Raw genomic sequence first — 20,514 nt, 5'->3', positions numbered from 1 at the left:
GTGAGTTCCTGGCAGATGTGCCATACGGGTCGTATACCTATACGATGGAGAAAGACTGTTATGTAACAGCAACCGGAAGTGTAACAGTAGATTGTAATGGAGGAGCGAATGTAGAGGTAACAGATGCACCAGTTATGGCCACGACCAACAATGTATATTTCTGGATTGGTTCCCCAATGGCAATGCTTGATGTAACAGTGACCTTAACCGATGGAGCAGATTACACAGAGAGTTTTGTGACTTCAGAGATGTGGGGTGGTGAGTTCCTGGCAGATGTGCCATACGGGTCGTATACCTATACGATGGAGAAAGAAGGTTATGTAACGGCAACCGGAAGTGTAACAGTAGATTGTAACAACGGGGCCAACATAGAAGTGACTGATGCTCCAGAAGTACCAACTTCAATCGGTAACACCGAAGCTTCAGTAGTATTGATTTATCCAAATCCTGCAGTTGATGTTATTAATGTTAGTTCATCATCAGCTATTGTTAATGTTGAAGTTTACAACATCAATGGAGCCAAGCAAAAGCAGGTAACAGGTGAAGACATTAAGCAAATTAATATTTCAGAATTAGCAAAAGGATTATACATCATAAAAACAACCGATGTAAATGGAAAGACATTATTAACCAAGGTTAATAAGTTTTAATCTGTGCCGGAAACTACCCTCTCAAAGGAGAGGGTAGATTTTCAAAATATGCTAATGAACGATTTTTGAAATAACCTGAAGTGGATTGCTGGTATTAGTAAGAAATATCCAGGAGACAAAATAAAACTAAGACAATGATACGAGCATGTAAAATTGACATCAAAACATATTTAACCAGGGGTGGCAATTTACTTGAGAGTTCATTACTATAAATAAAGTATTAAAAAACTGGCAAATGAAAGTAAGTGATAAGTGTATGAATTTTAAGTGTTTGTTGGCACTTGTGTTTCTTTTACCGTATTTGACATCATGTCAAAAGGATGAAACCGAGGATACTACTCCCCCCGAAGCCATTATAAGTTTGCCAACCGATAATACGGTATACTACCGCGGCAACACCCTTATGTTCACCGGGCATTTCACGGATGACATTGAGTTGAAAGAATGTACCTTTTACCTTGCTCAGGGTCTAAAAGCTACAAGAGGCTGGGATGAACCATGGGAACCAGACCCACAAACTTTTCCTTTGTCAGGTAAAGAAGATAGTCTTGTAGAACAACACCTGTTTCAGTTGACTATACCCGGAGACATCATGGCAGGTAACTATATACTAAGAGTATTAACAGTTGACATGACGTTAAACTATAGCACTACAGAGATACCAATAACCATTAAGTAGTTAATCAATAACATAAGATAGAATCTTAATAATCAAAGAATAACTAAATAAAGACTTATAAAAAAATCGACATGAAGCATGTATTAACATATCTGCTCTTGCTGTGTATTGCTTTTTCACAACCTGTTTTGGCACAAAACAAAAACATATCAGGTTCAGTAAAAGACAAAAATAACGGAGAGCCGATGATTGGTGTTACCATTATTGTGAAAGGAACAACAAATGGTACTGTTACTGATTTTGAAGGTAACTACAACTTACAAATACCAGATGATGCACAAGTGCTTGTTTATTCATTTATTGGGTATAAGAAACAAGAAGTAAGTATTAACGGACAAACAGAAATCAATATTCTTTTAGAGCCCGACAATGAAACGATTGATGAAGTTGTGGTGAACGGAGGATATATCAAGCAAAAGAAAGGTGCTTATACTGGTTCAGTGGAGGTTGTTGAAGCAGAAAAGCTTGAACAGATTCCGGTTGTTAGTTTTGATCAGGCGTTGCAAGGGCAAGCGGCCGGTGTTGTAGCAACAAGTTCATCAGGTGCTCCAGGCTCTTCAGCTACAATCCGCGTTCGCGGGACCAGTTCAATCAATGCTGGTAATTCGCCATTATATATCATGGATGGAGTTCAAATTACAGCCGGGCAATTTAGTTCAATCAATACTAATGATATTAAAAGCCTGACTGTTTTGAAAGATGCGACTGCAACTTCATTATATGGTTCAAGAGCAAGTAATGGTGTTATTTTAATTGAAACAAAAAGAGGTGATGGTAGTGGTAAAACCTCTTTTCAATACCGGGGGCAGTATGGAGTTAGTCAGGTAGTCCGTGATAACTTCGATATGATGAATACTGCTGAAAAAATACAATATGAAGAAGATTTAGGCCTTAAGGAATATACACCTGAGGAAAAACTTGCATTGTTAAGAATTGATACTAATTGGTTCGATGAGGTTTTGTACAATGCCATGTCTCAATCGCATGAGATTGCTGTAAGCGGAGGTAACGAAAAAACTCGTTTTTACCTGTCAGGTGGCTACCTTTTTCAGGATGGTATTATGCCTCGATCAGATTTTGAACGCTTTACCTTACGCTTAAACCTGGACAACAAGATTTCTGAAAAAAGCAACTTTGGTATCAACCTGATGCTGGGGCAGGAGATGAAGAACAATACCAATACAGTAGCTAATAGTCTTCTTAACCCAATTTTCGCCGCACGTATGCTTAATCCTTATTTATACAATAAAAACGAGGATGGCTCGTATAATTCAGATGGCTTTCCCTACGGAGTTAACCCCCTGGAAGAGCTGTCCCTCAATGAGAATGACGCACAAACTTTAAAAATCGTAGGTGGTGGATTTTTCGATATAGAACTGGTTAAGAATCTGGTATACAAATTTAATATTGGTTTGGATTTTTATTATAGGACAGGACGTTCTTACATTAACCCTCTTGCATATGGAGGAGCTGGTGTACAAGGCTCCATAACTGAAGCTTTTAGGCGTAATTACCGTCTGATGCCTACCAATACATTAACCTACAAGTTACAGCTTAACCAAAATCATAACTTTACACTTTTAGCTGGTCAGGAGGCTTTGATAAACGAATATAAATCTTTAAGTGTTGGCTCAAAAAACTTACCTACAAATGGTCTTAATCAGGTATCGTTAGGTACATTGATTAATAGTTGGGGAGGTGGAATGAGTGAATATACAATGGCCTCATTCTTCGGAAACTTTAATTACAATTATAAATACAAATACTTAGCTGATTTTAGTTTACGTCGCGATGGTTCTTCTCGATTTGGAGCAAACAACCGTTGGGGTACTTTCTGGAGTGCCGGTATTGGTTGGAACATTCAGGAAGAAGAGTTATTTAAGAGTATTAGCTGGATAGATCAACTGAAGATTAGAGCAAGTATTGGTGAAACAGGAAATAATAACATTGGTAACTATCAGCAGGCAGAGCTATTTTATTTCGGCTCTTATCAAAACCAACAGGCCACATACTATGGTCAGTACGGCAACCCTGATTTAACCTGGGAAAAGAAGATTAAGGCCAATGTTGCTCTGGATTTTGCATTTTTACGTCGGTATAGAGCTAAAGTTGAATTGTATAAGGAAGACACCAAAGACATGTTATTCTATATTCCATATTCATGGACAAGTGGTGTAGGTGGTCGAATGGAAAATATTGGAGAAATGACCAATAAAGGTATTGAGGTAGAGTTTGATCTCAATCTGATACAAACACAAAATTTCAACTTCAATGTTAATACCAATATGGCTTATAACCGAAATGAGGTAACCAAGCTTTATGGTGGTTTAACTGAGTTAGATCAAACATCAACACTTATTCAGGTTGGTAAACCACTTGGCACATTTTACATGACTGAATGGGCTGGAGTAGATGCCTCTAATGGTAAGGGTTTATGGTACAAAAAAGATGGAACGGTGACTGACTTTTACTCAGATAGCGATCGGGTATTACAGGATGGTAAATCATTTATCGCACCGTTAACAGGTGGTTTAAGAACAACAGCAACCTATAAAAACCTTTCGATTTCAGCATTCTTTACTTGGATGGCCGAAAAGTATCTGGTTAATAACACACGTTACTTCACAGAAAGCCATGGAATGTTTACCAGTTATAACCAAAGTAAAGATATGCTTGACTATTGGAAAGAACCCGGTGATATTGCCATTAACCCACATCCAAAATATCAGGATAATCAGTTTGACACGCGTTTGTTGGAGAATGCCTCATTTGTGCGTTTGAAAAACCTTAACATCGCTTATAATCTGAACTTAAACAAACTGATGGGGACGAATACTTTCAATGCCGCTAAAATATATGTTCAAGGGCAAAACCTGTTTACATGGACAGGTTACAAAGGGCTTGATCCTGAGTTTCATGGAGCAAACGAGTTGAACATGTATCCCAATGTTAAAACCTTTACAGTGGGTGTTGATTTAAGTTTCTAAATTAAAAATGAAGAAAATGAAAAATATTAGATTCATTATAGCTTTAATTGTGAGTGTGCCGTTGTTGGTGGGGTGTGATGATTTTTTCAACTTAAAGCCATCAGATGCTATTCCTACTGAAGACGCATTGAATACAGTAGCAGATGCACAAATGATTATGAATGGTGTGTATTCAGGTTTTAAGAGCAGCGATTCATACGGAACAGCCTTGACTATTTATCCTGCATTAATGACAGATGCTGCGCTTGCGACTACTTTTTTCACTAATCAACACGGTAATGCCTACGCATGGAAACTATATCCGGGTTCTAGTGAAGTTGCTGGCATGTGGATGACTTCTTATGCTGCTATTTATAATGCAACCTTTATAATTAACAATATTGATGGTGTTGAGGGCAGCGAAGACAAAATAAAGCAAATTAAAGGGGAAGCTTATGTCGCAAGGGCATTACTGCATTACAACCTGGTGCGTTTGTTTGGAAAGGCATATTCACAGGCCGATGATGACGATTTAGGTGTTCCATACGTAACCGAAAATAAAGTAGCTCAACCCAAACGTAACACGGTTAAGGAGGTGTATAACTATATTATTGACGATATTGAAATGGCGATCAACCATTTACCATCCATATACGATCAAACTTATTTCTCATTAGAGTTTGCATATGGTTTAATGGCACGGGTTGCCTTGGATATGGAAGATTATTATCCAGCTGTAGATTATGCAAGCAAGGTTATTGATAGTTCTATATTTTACCTGTCGAGTGGGTTTAATTATATTAATATGTACGTTCATGATGCAGGAAGTGAAATTATTTGGAAAGTTGGATATACGCCAACTGACGCAGGGGCAGCACCCGGATATAATTTCTATAACAGAAATGGACCTACTCAACTCCCTTCACCCGATTATATACCTGCACAATGGTGGCTCGATGAGTTGGCTGAGTACAACGATATTAGAAAAAACAATATTGTATACACGCAAACAGGTTTTGGCTGGAATGGATTATTACTCCAAAAATACCCAACCAATCCGTCTTTCGATCAACAGGGGTTAAATATGCCCAAACCCATGCGATTGGCTGAAATGTACCTGATCAGAGCAGAGGCATACGCTTTTCTGAATAATGATGATGAAGCTGCTGATGATATGGAAACACTCATGGCATATAGAATTGATCCCGCACCAGTTGTGGAGCAGAAAGGCGATGCTTTAAAAGCATTGATCGAGAAAGAAAGACGTAAAGAATTGATGTTTGAAGGATTCCACTGGTTCGATCTAAAACGCAAAGGTTTAGGGTTTAAACGTGAACCTCAACCCAATACTAACGTGGCTAATGATCTGGAGATACCAGCTGATGACTTTCGTTGGCAATGGCCAATACCAACTGTTGAGTTAAACGGAAATGAAAACATTGAACAGAACGAGGGGTATTGATCTTAAATTAGAACACAAATGAAAAAAATAGTATATAATATCAATGTGTTATTTGCATTGATAATTCTGTTAGGCTCATGTGCAAACAATGATATTGAGCCTTATAACGGGCCATCTCAAATCCATTTCATTGAAATGAGTAGCAATGAATTGGTTGATGATACGAATCCTGTTTTTATAGTAGAAGTAGGTGTAACCAAAGCAGTTGATCAGGATCGAACTTTTGATGTGGTGGTAGATTCAGATGTATCATCTGCTATAGAGGGAGTTAATTTTGAACTGTTAACTCCAAATGTAACAATTGCAGCGGGTGAAGTAATAGCAGAAGTACAAGTAAAAGGATTGTTTGAATCGGCAGAACCAGAAGGTGTATTATTGAGGTTAAATCTAGCTGCCGGCAATACTATTGACGTTGCAAGCTTCAGAAATAGTTATGATCAAATGCTTTTTAAGCAATGTGACTTTAATCGCGATGCTTTTATTGGCAGATATACGGTTTATGAGCATTCTATCTTTGGTGAGTTTGAATATGAGGTTAATGCTACAGCAGGACCTGATGACTACTCGATTTACATTGATGGTTTTTGGGGTGAACAAAACACGGCTGTACAAATCATGTTTAACCCTAGAGACGGATTCTGCAGTGTACCTAATCAATTCTTTTATACGGATCCGGAAAATGAACCGCAATACCAGAATTATTGGGTGAGAAGCACCAACCCTGGAGTATATAATGCTTGCTTAGGTAGCATTGAAGGTATTGAATATCATGTTTATCCAGAAGATCAGTTAAATTCATATTGGGACATAGGAACCTTTGATATGCAAAAAATTGAAGAATAAGGACTAACCCCGTATTTTAATCAATGTAGGCTGTCTTAAATAGAAGGCAGCCTTTTTTATTGGTTAAAGTGCATCTAATAAAAACGTTCACCTTCTGGTTACTTCTAATAGATTTATTTACCCGTGGAATATGAAATATGTTTGTAGCTAAAATAGATGAGATACTAAGAACCATATCTAGATATAGACATTAATAAGGTATTAATACGCGACTCCAAAGGGTTTTATTGCCCTGATGTTAAGAATAACATTATTTGCTGCCAAAACAGGGCCATTAGTAAGTTTTTTGTGAGGCACTATATCGGCAGAAATAGGAGCTTTAGTAACTTATGCATATGAATATACAATTGAGATAGTTGCTCCTGAAATGATTATTTATGCTCGCATTTTATATTCTCGGTATGACTATGTTATGCAATGAAAGAAGCTTGGTCACACAACAGTTACTATTGATGGAGTACCTTGTCACCTAATTTCAAACAATGATGCTGATTTACATCTAAAGCAATCAATTCATGATGGTTTTGCTATATAAGACCTTTCATTAGAAAATATGAACAGAGTTGGTATTGTGAGATACTTGTCAGCTAAATTAATTGTTGGATTTTGTCTCATATTTAATATCTCATCCGATTTTCCCCTACTTTATATCATTTTTTGCATCATGAAGAGGCATAAATTCAGATAGAAATATTCTTGATCACACCTGAGGTTATTTTAGTTCATAAATGTTTTTTGTGAGGTTGTTATTTGAAGTCTATCAGTGTATTACGATTTTATGTGTGAGGTTGTATATACTGGTTTTAGTGTAAAAGCTGAGGTTTTATTAACGTTGGGCTGAGGTTCCACTATGGCACTATTTTTTGTTTTCAGGGTTTAAAAGAGCTGTTTTGTTATAGCCGGATAGGATATTTTTTCTGGGTATGAATAATAGAATAGATATCCAATAGGGAGATAATTAATCCGGATGTTATTTATGAATCTACTTTAGCAGGTCTTCAACTGGTGGAGACTTGTATTAATTTTAAAATTTAATACTATGAAAAGAAATTTTTTACCCTTAATCTTTTTATTCATTTATGTCGTTGCAGGATATGCTCAGCCTGTAGGGATTGAGCCAGATACCTATCTACGCAATAGTGAGCAAGGTAGCTTTAAAGAGGCCAATCTTTATAACACGGGTATTGTGTATATTTTAAACAACGGAAGCAATGATGTGGTTTCTTATGCATTGGATGAAGAAAACTATACCCAGGCAGATGTTTTAGATCAGGATATGACAAAATACCTACAAGGATGGACAGATGATCCAATGTCCTTTTATCAGGGTAAGTTTACTTCAGAGTCGGATTATTCCCAGGTTAGAATATTAAATAATGGTACGGCATCTGGCTTATTTATTAGCGCTGATGGCACTAACCTTAACGTTGCCGGCATTGTTAAAGCTCCATATAGTACTGGAGCAAGATATTACAATTTTATTAATGGAGGATACAGTCCCTTTGCAAGAACGTTTCTTTTAAACGTACAGGAAACAAATGGTACTGTAGCCGGGACATCAACGCTAGCTGAAGATCCGGCATTTGGAGGTATGGCTTTAAATACCAATGTAAACAATACAGGTGAGGTTCCTACAATATTCATCGATCAGAGTTTATATTTTGCAACACCTCTAGCAGCAGGCTTTGGAAGTGAAGCTCTAATTAAAATCAATTATGATGAAGCTGGCAGCACTATCAGTAAATTTGCCCAATTTGAGTCAGGGTCTGCAGCTAAATGGAGTCATTTGGCTGCTAATGACACTTATATATTTGCTACCAGCTATAATGCTTCTGTTCCTGGAACTGAGCCAATGACATTCATAAACCTTAGTGACCCTACTCAGATTACAACTTCAACGGCTCATAATTTCTACGATACCGAATTAATTGAAAGTAACAATAAGATTTTTGCCATTAGTGAACCAACGGCCGGTTTCAGAAAACTGACAGTTGTTAATGGACCCGATGATATTTCAGTTATTGATATCAATGGAGTTGATGAAGATGATTTTGTTGATAACCTGGTGTTATCAGGTAATAAATTATTTTTCACAGCAACCATGGCTGGTAGTAGCGGGATATATGTAATTCGTACTGATGTTGAAAATCCAACACCAATTGTTGCAACTTCTACAAACGGACAGGATATAATTGATATGGAAGCTACTCCTTATGGAATGGTTTATGGATATTATGATACGACATTTGGAATTTCCAAAATCCAATGCTTAACTGGAGTTATCGGTAATAATTACTTTCTGAGCCGGGAGATAGAATCTGGAGGTGAAGCTTTTAAAGAGATTAAGAAACTAGTTGTAAATGGTAATACCTTATACATTTTTGAGGATGATGGTGCGGGTAATACGGATATCTCAACAAGCGATTTAAGCAACACTAAATTTAAGAACGGAACTGTAAACTTTACAGTAACCCATAATGCCTCAGGCGACCCAATTCAGGATGTTACAATAACCCTTAATAATGGTTTGAATGAACATACTGTTGTAACAGACGCTAACGGACAAGTAACTCTTGTGGATATTGAGCAAGGAAGCTATGATATGGTTGTTTCTGCAGATGGTTACTTTGGTATTGAAACTGAATACAGAGTATACGAAGGCACAAATAACAAGTCCATTACAATGGACAAAGAAACTGAAATTGCTTCATTTGATTTTATAATTACAGACGATCAGGATAATCCACTTGAAGGTGCTGAAGTTTCTTTATCTAATTATACCTATAGCTGGTCCGCTACTTCAGGTAGCGATGGTCATGCTGGTTTTACCGATGTGGTTTACGGAGATTACAAGTATGAGATTACTATGGATGGTTACGAAACCATTAAGAGTGCATATGGATCAGACTTTAGTGTATCAGATGCTACTACAGAAGGTCTTACAATAAAACTCAGACCTGCCAAAGACTTTATCTTTAAGGTCTATGATGAAGAGATCTATAATGCCTTTCCTGGTGAAGGCCTTTTAAAATCAGCCACAGTGAAACTGGTAAATAATACCAACTCCAGTGAATCTTACCGTGATGGTACTGGAAGTTCGGGAGACGAATTTGGGGTAGCATACATTGATAAAGTACCCTATGGTGATTATACCTTAACAGTAACCAAAAGTGGATATGAGGACATGATTGCTATTGCCAATTTTACAGTTAATGCTGATACGGATATTGAGCATATGTATACAATCGTGCCTACGAAAAGGGATATCAATATTATTGTTTACGATTCTGAAGTGAGAGGGACTGATGATGTAGGTGGAGAATTAGGTGGAGCTAAAGTTGTATTGGATGATGGTTATTTCCAATATGAGGCTACGTCTTCATCGAATATAACTAGCCTTGGTTTTGCAGAATTTGTAAGTATACGCAGTTACCAATCATATACAATAACTGTTACAAAAGATGGTTATGAGCCTTACACGGTGACAAAAACCATAAACAAGTATACAAAAGATTTGGAATATGGATTGACAGAGACGACACCAACTTCAATTAATGAGCCTGAGAATGCATCATTAAAAGTTTATCCGAATCCGGTTAAAGATATCCTTAATATAACAGCTCCTGGTGAGATTGTTGAAGTAAGAGTATTTGATATAACAGGAACTCAAAAACTAATTGAGACAGGCCATAGCATTACCCAAATTAATTTGGCTTCATTAGCCAAAGGCATATATGTACTTAGGGCTAGAGATATAAATGGTAATGTCAACATCGTAAAAGTCAATAAGCTTTAAATGATTATCCATTATAAAAATGAGGCAGCCCTTGGAAACAAGGGCTGCCTTTGTTTTAAATGCTACTCTGATAATGCAATTACTTTGTAGATTACTCTACTCTGCTAATTATTCGGTCATTCATTACATCTTTCACCTTGGGAAAGGCGTTAATACAAGAAGTGAGCTTTGAACCTTTACATATCGCTCACTTGCGGCTTGTTACAGTAGGCTTTGCTTAAAAGGACTCAAGATAACTGGCTAAACTTACATCCTTACCCGTTAGATCCAGCCGCTTTCTTAATCTGCTTCGGGCTACTTCAACTCCTCTGATGGTCTGGTTAGTGATTGCTGCTATCTCTTTTGAGGTCATATTCAAACGCAATAAAGCACAAAGTCTTTTTTCTGAAGTTGTAATATCCGAGTGTCTTTTTTTAATATTGCCGAAGAAATCAGTGTGAACCTGGTTGAAACGAAGTTCAAATTCCTGCCATATTTCCTTGTTAGATCGAGATTGCAGATTAACAATTATCTTTTGTAATTGATCTTTATGTTTAGAACCAATATCCTTCTTTAATGAGTAAAGTTCTTTTACTATGTCGGTGATTATCTGGTGGTTTTGCACCCTTTGCATGACATTGGTTGTCAGTTCACGATTTTTCGTATCTACATTAAGTTTAAGTTTAGTATTCTCTTTATTCAACTTGTTTTTCTGCACCTTGTATAGACGCACTAATAAAACAAACACCAATACGATCACTGCTAGTGCCAGAATCAAGATCGTATTTTGATATTCAAGCTTAATTTTCTCAATTTTATTAGCTTCTTCAATCTGTTCCAACTCATGAGTAATCTCCAATTGGCCAATTCGGTTTATTTTGTGTTCATTGCTGATACTGTCGCTTAAGAGTTTAAAAGCCTTATGCTCATTCAATGCCCTTTTATATAACCCTTTCCTTTCAAAGATCATGGAGAATAAGTTATAGGACGCTTTTTGTAGTTCAAGTAAATCAGCTTTTTTGGATATGGATAGTGATTGTTGGGCAGCCCATAAGGAACTGTCTAATTGGTTGGTATTAAAGAAGTATTGAGATAAAACATTATATGATTGTGAAATACCTATGGATTCATTATCCTCAAGTCGTATTTTAATGGCTTTATCAAGGTATAAACGGGCTGCCGGATAATTCTTATTCTCAATTTCAATAATTCCCAAGTTGTTATAAATGGCTCCTAATATATGGCGGAAATTGATCTTTGTAGCCTCATCGAGTGCCATATTATAGTATTCTAATGCCTTATCTTTTTGTTTAAGTTTATTATATGCGCTTGCAATATTATTATAGTGCTGAGGCAAATAGCGAGCATACTTATTCTGAGTTGTATCATTAAGTTCATTGTAATGATCTGCGGCTAACTGGTAATATTCAATCGCTTTTTCATATTCTTCAATTCTGTCGTAGATCAGGCCAGTGTTATTATAACATCTAATCAGATTTACGTTATCATTCAGGCTCTTGAAATTTCTAGTTGAACTTAGATAATTATCCAGAGCTTTGTCGTAGGAGGAAAGGTAATAATAAACGCCACCTTTTTGTATTTGGAATTCAGCCAGCCATTTGATGTCATCGTTATTGCGAGCTAATAATTCGCCTTGTGTGGCATAAAAGATAGATTTTTTATGATCATATGCAGTTGTGTGTTTTACCAATTGAAGAAAAATCTGGTAGCGATCCGCTTTTAACGATGAATTGTTAAGTACTGCTATCAGGCTATCTTCTTTGGTTGTATTATTGGCGCCTGTTTGCCAGCAAACTAAAAGTGCACTGATTAATGCAAGGAATTTTAAAGAAATCTTTTTTAGCATTTTAGTGACAATTTTTTATTTATTGGTCGGTTTTGACACCTCAAAAGTACTTGAAAATATCATTGTCCTCCCTTAATGTTGAAAAAATATCTGTAGCTACACATTGCCTTGTAAATTATCATATGAGAGGTGGTTATGTGCATATTATCAAGTTGTTATAAGATTTGGTGAGATGTGGTAATGAACAATATGTGCTCTTTGATGAGGATAAGTTAAGGTCTTGGAGAGGTTGTTCTAAGGCAATTACTTTGGTGTTTATGGCAAAATAGAACTGCTTTGCAAGCACAGGAGGCCAAAAGATCAAGTTCTTCTTTAACAGGTTGAGGTTATTTTAATGTTTATCGCCTTCCTTTTTTATCACGAATATAGGTTGAGCTATGATGTTCAGGTCTCAGGTATAAATTCAAAATTTAACTAAAAATAAATCTACGAAGATGAACAAAGCAAGAAGTTGTATTTTGTCAGTATTCATCCTTTTATTATCCCTTGTTGCAACTAATGCGCAACAGGTTTACAAAGATGGGTATCTGCAAGGAACATTCCGGGTAAAGATTAAGCCCGATATAGAATTAGCGGTGTTGAAATCAACATCAACGGAAAGTACCAAGGTTGGTATTGTTGAGATGGATGAAGCGTTAACTTATTACCGCGCAACAAATATCAGAAGGGTCTTTCCTTATAGTGAGAAGCATGAAGAAAAGCATCGCAAGCATGAATTACACTTGTGGTATGAAATTGATTATTCATCAGATGCTCAGTTAAATGAAGTTGTGAAAGTTTTTGGTGATATGTCAGTTATTGAGATATCCGAGAAAATTCGCGAGAAAAGTCTGCATAAAAGTAAGTTTGTTCCTTATACAGGAAATCTTAAATCTGCGTCAAGTGATGACCTCACCACTAAAGAATTCAAGTTTAATGATGAATTACTTTATCAACATTACCATTACGCTCCTACAGGAGCTTTAGATCGTTTTGACCTTGCTCACATTAACTTATTCGAAGCCTGGGAAAAGTGTGCCGGTGATCGTTCAGTTATTGTTTCTGTTCATGATCAGGGAATTGATTACATGCATCCTGACTTAAAGGATAACATGTGGACTAATCAGGAAGAAATCGAAGGAGGAAGTGGTGTTGATAGTGATCTTAATGGCTATAAAGATGATAAGTATGGCTTTAATTTTGCTTCAAATAAAGGTCAGATTACACCAGATATCCATGGAACTCACGTAGCGGGAACTATCGGAGCTGTCAATAATAATAATATAGGCTGTGCAGGTATTGCAGGTGGTACAGGTAATGATGATGGTGTACGCCTGATGAGCTGTCAGATATTTGATGGAAGCAGCCAGGGAGGGATTGGAAATTCCTTTGTTTACGCTGCTGATAATGGAGCTGTGATTTCACAAAATAGTTGGGGATATCCTAACCCGGGAACACGTGAAGCTTCTGTAGAAGCAGGGATTAAATATTTTATCGAAGAAGCAGGAAATTATCAAGAAAGTCCTTTGAAAGGTGGAATTGTAATTTTTGCTGCGGGTAACTCTAATAGAGATGGGGAGTTATATCCCGGTTATATGCCTGAGGTTTTTACTGTAGGAGCAATACACTTTAAGAATGAAAAAGCGTCTTACTCAAATTATGGTAATTGGATCAATATATCTGCACCTGGAGGTGATATGGATAATGATGATGAACTGAATGAAGAAGAGAAAGACATTCCGTTGCACCATGGTATATTCAGTACTACACCTGATGGTGGTTATGGTTGGCTTGAAGGTACCAGTATGGCTACTCCCCATGTTTCCGGTGTTGCAGCATTGATCGTATCATATATGAAAGACGAAAACCTGACTAACAATGAATTGTTTGCAATTCTTGAAGGTTCGGTCGATGATATTTATGGAGAGTTTCCTGAGGAGCATAAATATTACAACGAACTTGGAAAAGGAAATATTAATGCCCTTTATGCATTAGATGAAAAAACAAATGCAGGACCAAGTGCCATTAGCGACCTCTCAATAAAAGCTTTTAGCCAGGATTTATTTGAATTTCAATTTACAGTTCCGGCAACAGGTTATGATCGCTCACCTGAGTTTTATGATATTTACTATTCCGAAACACCTTTTAGCATTGGAGATCTGACAACGACACCGAACCAAAGATTAGAAGCAGGCAAAGGCGAAGTAGTGGGTGAAATTACAACTTATGAAGTAAGTAATCTTTCGGCTTTAACCAATTATTATATTGGCGTCATTTCAATAGATAAATGGGGTAATAAATCACTTCTTTCAAATATAGTAGAAGGTCAGACAACAGCCGGACCAATAGCAAGGCTCGAAGTTAACAGTACTGACTCTGTAGACTCTAATGATCATCCCGATGGTAAATATGGTTACGTGAAGCATGTGATTGATACAAAGATTGATTCTCAGGTAGAGGGTGAGTTTATGCTTTGTAATGATGGAGAAGGTATTTTGGATTGGGTAACTAATTTTGATTTTACAATGGAATCAAAATGGTCTTTACCATTGCCAGGATTAAAAAGTACAGCTGTTAGTGGTGAAGATAGCCAAATAGAGTCTTATGTGACTGCTCCATATCAAACACTTGTAGATTACAACCAGCATCCGGATACAGCTATCTACAAAGGTTACATGAAAGCATCATCTTATTACAATATTGGTGAAGCTTACGAGGAAGATCCAAGTTCATCAGCTACGCGTTACAAAGTAACAACTGCACTGGATAGCGAGGAAGGAAAAGGATTTAACCTGACTCATATTGCAGCCAGGTTAAATGTTGTTTTAGAAACTGGTGAAGAAACGATACTTGAGATCTTTGAGGGGCGTGATATTGCAACAGCCAAGCTGCGACATCGTCAGGCTCTTACGACTAATGTTTTAATGCAAACCACCAGACATGAGTTGACCAGACATTTATATTTTGAAGAAGGCAGTTATTTCTGGGTTGTTGTGCATCCGCCAACAGGCCACAAATATCCTTTAGCTATTGCATTCGAAGAAGAAAAGGGCTGGGGTAGAGAAAACTGCTATTATAGTTCTGACTATGGTAAATCATGGCGATCGCTTGCCGATGTTTATCTTGATGGATTTGCTTACATGGTGGAAGCAATGAGCTATTTCTCACAAGGCAACAAATTTATAAGTCTGCCTCAGGATAATGGCCGTATTTATAGTACAGAAGATGATAAAAAGGATACGATAACATATAACATTGATGTAGTCAACGTAATCAATGGTACTTACAACTTTGATGTTAATGTACATACCAACGATTCAGATAATGAAATGCTTGGTTTCCGTATGCAGACAGTTGTAGAGGGGCATGAACCACAAACTACCGGAACAACTCTGGTAGATTTTGGCAGGGTTATGATTGGAACAGAAAAACATGTTGATGCTTTCATTACAAATTCAGGTTTAGGTGATTTCTCATTAGGGCAAATAAGACATGGTTCTGGAGAAACCTTATTGAATGGAAGTAAATATTCTAAGATAAGTAACGTTGAAGCGCTTTCATCAGTTCTATTTAAGGTTGGTTATAAGCCTACAAAAGAAGGACCATTTAATAGTTACATAAGATTATATAGTAATACCACACCTTATGAGTACATAATAAGGGTAACCGGTAATGCCATTAATGCACCTTATTGTACTATGACACCGGCTGAGGAAGTGTTTGACAGTATCACTATAGCAGACGAATTAACCGGAGCGTTTACCATTAAAAATGATGGTGATTACCCATTACAATATTTCATTCCAAAGTTTGCAGATCAACCTTTAGACTTTGATGGAGAAGTGGCCAATGTGAGCAAGTTTGGTTATTTCATTGAGTTAACACAATATGATAATTCGTGGGATGAGATTTCAACCACGGGTTATGAAATTCCGGATATTGCTACTCGTGTCGATCCTAAATGGTTACACGAGGTGGAGCTTAGTTTTGGATTCCCGTTTTACGGAAAGATGGAGCGCAAAGCTTTTATATCTCCATTTAGTGTTATAGCTTTTACTGAGGATGGTTCATTTAACCAAACCCCAATGGGGCCTCTGAATCAATACAGCCCGACCAGAGCTTTTTGTGCAGTAGGTGAACCCATACTTTTTGATCCAAACATTAACAGTAGGATTTTCTATCAGGATTTTGGCGACCGTTTTGTTGTTCAATATCAGGATATACCAAAAAGTTTATTCGATTGGGAGACATTAAAACTAACACACCACCTGATAACCTACCAGCTTGTGTTACACAAAAATGGTAATATGGAGGTTCGTTACAAAGAATTAGATGGATATGGCCATACCAAGTACTGGTCTGTCTGGGCGCATGATATAACGCAGGACGATGCAATAGTAGCTAACCATGTTTTAGGTAATCAAATAGAGATCAAACAAGGAACTAATGTTAGATTTATTAATCCTGGGCTAGGACTATTTACATCAATTACTAATGCCTCGGGCATATTGATGAAGGATGAGTCGGTTACTCTTGACTATACTCTTTCGACAAGTATTTTGAACGAGCAGTCATACGAGGAGTATCTACCAATTTTAACGAATATACCAACTAAACCGTTCCTTAGTTTTAAGGCAAATATTAATGTGACTGAAGGAGGTGACCCAAATCTTAGCATTAATCAAGACACCATTGATTTCGGAGAGAATTACCATATGTCAGAATTATTTGAAAAACTATTGATTCGTAATGATGGCCGTGCTCCCGGAACTATTACCAATATAGTATTATCAGGTGATGATGCAGACAAATTTGAGATTGTTACCGATGTTACATTCCCATATGCATTGCCTGCCGAGGTGATCGAAACCTTTGCTGTAAGTGCAAAATCAGATGTTGTAGGTGAATTTAATGCAACAGTTGAAGTCACACTAAATGATGCAGATAACTTTTCAATTGTGTTGCATAGCAATATTATTGATGCACCATTAATTACAACTGATAAAGAAAGTGTTGATGTGGCATTAATGGCGGGTACTAAAGAAACAGCCAATTTTACCATAACCAACTCTGGTTTGGGTGATTTAATATATGGTGTAAAAGGTACCTCAATTGTTTACGAAGAACAATCGGCTTTAAAGTCTTCAATTGAACTTGAAGATATTCAATATCAGAGTTTCAAGAAGAAATTAGATCCGAGTGTTCATTACGAATGGATAGATATTACTTCAACTGGTACAAAGTTGAAATCGATGGATGTTAGTACCTATGATGATTATTGGAATAAGGTTGAATTACCTTGGACTTTTAATTACTACGGAGCAGACTATGACACAATGTATGTTGGGTATAGTGGTCTTATATCTTTTACAGAGCAAACTGAGACCTACGTAAAAGGAGGTATCCGGGTTCCTTCGGAGGAAGGGCCTAATAATATCATTGCCCCAATGTTTGGCTTCGTGTATAATAATCTGGTTGATGATAAAGATGCCGGAATCTATTACCAGGAATTCGATGACAAGGTTATTGTACAATACCGTTCGTTTACTGATGGTACTAACATGTCAACAGGGCCAATTTCATGGCAAGTAATTCTAAGGGAAGACGGAATCATTAAATTCCAATATGATTTCCAGGATGTTATATTCACTGCTGTTCCCAGCTCTTGTGCTATAGGAATTGAGAATGAGGATGGCACGCAGGGCGAGATTATATCATTCAGGTCAATGTTTGTTGACGACGATACGGCAATTGAATTCCATCCTTATAGAAAGAATGTATTACAGCCGGGTGAAAGTAAAACCCATAATTTCATTGCCGACGCTACAAATATTTATGCGGGCGACTATACTGAGAATGTAACCATCATCAATAACACAGTTAATAATGGTTTATATACTATTCCATTTAACCTGACTGTGGGTGGTGAATCTGATCTGGATATGCAGGAGTTATATGATTTTGGCGATATCTATGTGAGGGATGTTATAGACGAAGAATATGTAAATGCCTATAATCCGGAGGATGACAGTTGGGTACTTAATTTCGAATTTAAGAATCATGGGAATAAAGATTTCCGCATTGGAAAGATCTTTAGTTCGAGCTATTCGGAGGAACAGATAGAAGTTGAATTGATGACATGGGTGCCATCAAGGGGGGGCAACTTGTTGTTTTCTTACATGAGCGTTAAAGATTTACCAACATATACTTTCGATTTCTTTAATCCTGAACCAATTCCTTTGATTATTCCGGCAGAGGGTAAATTGGAAGGACGCGCTAGTCTGAAATTCCGTCCTACAGAGGTAGAAGAGCTATCGGAGGAAATTATATTTGTTGATTATGAAGTAGTTAAGGGCTTGACGCGCCAGCAAATTACTGATTTAAAATTGGAGGATGTTGCTGAAGAGCATCAGATAAAAGTGACTTTTACGGCTAATCAGGTATTAGCTCCAACAATGAGTATTAATAAAGAAAGCATTAACAGTTATGCCCTTGATGATACTTTTGTAGGTAATGAAACCATTACATTAAGTAATACTGCAGGAGAAAATGACTTGAAATTTACGGTTGATGTCGATTACGAGTATAATTACATGTCGATAGCTGATAGTTATGCAGACTATGAAGGTACCAGCCATAGCATTCAATCAACCAGCAGTGCCGTTAAGCTGGAAGCTGCTAATAAGGTAAAATCAAAGTCATCCATGAAAGCGAGTCAGGAATCGCGTGTGTTAACTCAGTTATTATCTGAAGAAGTTAAGCACACCTTTGGCTGGGGATCTGATGAGGTAGATGTACACATTGTATCGCGTTTAGTTGCTCCTGAAGACGGATTCTGCTTCTCCCAGTTGGAACACTTCTACACTTATCGTAATCTGCTTGAAAGTTATTATATCATTCAGGTATTTGCTGGAGACGATGATTTCCTGAAAACAGGTTTGATCTATAGTCAACGTGTTAATTATAGCTACGATACGCCTTTATTCAATAATCAGGTTGTCAAAGACGTAATTGATCTGGATACACCTGTAATGATTCAGGGCGGAGAAACATTCTACATTCGAATAGTATATGCGAAAGAAATGATTTCTCCAGCTGCCTTAGGCGAGATTGCCTCAGAAGATGAAGATGGTAACTTCTTTGGATCGAAAGGTTTTAAATACCGTCCGGTAACAGAACTGGGAGTTAGTAACGAAGGTTGGATGATTAAGGCTGTAGAAACAGAAAAGATCGACCCTCAATGGTTATTACCATCAGTTATAGAAGGTGTGGTACCACAAGGAGGAACCATGGATATTAGTTTTGATTTCCATGCTTCAAGAGTGTTTAATACTATTAATAAAGCTAAAGTATTTATTCATTCAAACGATCCGAATAATCCTGTAGAAAGGGTGTCGGCAGAATTCATCAAAAATACCGGACCAACATATAACATTGCTGAAGATTTCGTTATTGAGATTGAAGAAAATGACACTTTGGACTTTGTACTTTATGCTTCTCACTATGGAGATTTGGAATACACGCTTCAAATGGCTGAAGACTATAAATTTGTTACCGGTGAGTTTGATGGTCAAAACATGAACCTTCAGTTTACTCCTGACTTTACCGACGCAGGTGTCCACCGTGTATCTATTAAAGGAGAAGATTCTAAAGGACTTTCCAATACATATACATTTATAGTAAACGTAATTAATGTAAACAGGGCTCCAGAGGTGGTGAAAGAATTTGATCTGAATTACCAGTTGGATAAAGGTTTGGAATATACTTTAAATCTGCTTGACTATATAGCTGATCCTGATGGGGAAGAGCTTGAATTTGAAGTAGCAGCTGACAATGATAACATTGAATATTTCAGAAATGACAATTCATTAATCATTAAACCATTGGCGTTAGGTGCAACCGTTCTTACTATTAGTGCTAAAGATCCTCATGGAGCAAAATTAGAAATTGATGCTACCATCAACATCATTCTGCGAGTAGGTATGGATGAAATTGATGCCAATTCAATTGAAATATTCCCTAACCCTGTTGATGATGTTCTTAATATCACTTTAAGCGGTGGGTTTGAATTGGAGTCTGTTTATAGAATCATTTCTTCAACTGGTGAGTGTGTTAAAAACGGTAGTGTCCAGTTAAATGCACTTCAGCAAGGAATTGATGTTTCTGATTTGAAGAATGGTCTTTACTTTATTGAGTTATCATCTTCTGACAATAAGATAGTTAAGAAGTTTACAAAACAATAGAATATCTGGGTATGCACCCTATATGGGTGCATACATTTAATTCTGAATTA

At 37.0% G+C, this 20,514-nt stretch carries 8 protein-coding genes; 7 read left to right on the top strand and 1 reads right to left on the bottom strand.

Annotation, left to right across the window (positions count from 1 at the left end; all coding sequences use genetic code 11):
• The 6 genes from AC4MRQ_RS02725 to AC4MRQ_RS02700 all read left to right on the top strand — a co-directional run.
• On the top strand, window positions 1–650 hold a 650-nt coding region (locus AC4MRQ_RS02725), incomplete at its 5' end, for a T9SS type A sorting domain-containing protein (RefSeq protein WP_491196102.1).
• A gap of 235 nt (window positions 651–885) precedes the next feature.
• Window positions 886–1,329 carry a DUF4625 domain-containing protein gene (locus AC4MRQ_RS02720; protein ID WP_491196101.1) on the top strand — a complete coding sequence of 148 codons (444 nt, stop codon included), beginning with the start codon at window positions 886–888 and terminating at the stop codon, window positions 1,327–1,329.
• Between the two features lie 71 nt (window positions 1,330–1,400).
• Complete coding sequence (locus AC4MRQ_RS02715) at window positions 1,401–4,316, top strand: SusC/RagA family TonB-linked outer membrane protein (protein WP_491196100.1); 2,916 nt, start codon at window positions 1,401–1,403, stop codon at window positions 4,314–4,316.
• Between the two features lie 16 nt (window positions 4,317–4,332).
• Window positions 4,333–5,757 (top strand): RagB/SusD family nutrient uptake outer membrane protein, encoded by a 1,425-nt coding sequence (locus tag AC4MRQ_RS02710; RefSeq protein WP_491196099.1) that lies wholly within the window; start codon window positions 4,333–4,335, stop codon window positions 5,755–5,757.
• A gap of 18 nt (window positions 5,758–5,775) precedes the next feature.
• A complete protein-coding gene (locus tag AC4MRQ_RS02705; protein WP_491196098.1) occupies window positions 5,776–6,600 on the top strand; it encodes a hypothetical protein in 825 nt (274 codons plus the stop codon).
• Window positions 6,601–7,639: 1,039 nt separating this feature from the next.
• On the top strand, window positions 7,640–10,396 hold the full coding sequence (locus AC4MRQ_RS02700) for a carboxypeptidase regulatory-like domain-containing protein (RefSeq protein WP_491196097.1): 2,757 nt from the start codon (window positions 7,640–7,642) through the stop codon (window positions 10,394–10,396).
• A gap of 217 nt (window positions 10,397–10,613) precedes the next feature.
• Here AC4MRQ_RS02700 and AC4MRQ_RS02695 read toward each other — a convergent pair whose 3' ends face one another.
• Complete coding sequence (locus tag AC4MRQ_RS02695; RefSeq protein WP_491196096.1) at window positions 10,614–12,242, bottom strand: tetratricopeptide repeat protein; 1,629 nt, start codon at window positions 12,240–12,242, stop codon at window positions 10,614–10,616.
• 434 nt (window positions 12,243–12,676) lie between these two features.
• Between AC4MRQ_RS02695 and AC4MRQ_RS02690 the strand changes: the two genes are divergently transcribed.
• Entirely contained in the window at window positions 12,677–20,464 is a 7,788-nt protein-coding gene (locus tag AC4MRQ_RS02690) for a S8 family serine peptidase (RefSeq protein ID WP_491196095.1), read from the top strand.
• Window positions 20,465–20,514: the final 50 nt, after the last annotated feature.

Source organism: Carboxylicivirga sp. (genome assembly GCF_982718395.1).
The sequence above is the reverse complement of the archived record's forward strand: the minus strand, read 5'-3'. Positions and strand labels throughout refer to the sequence as shown.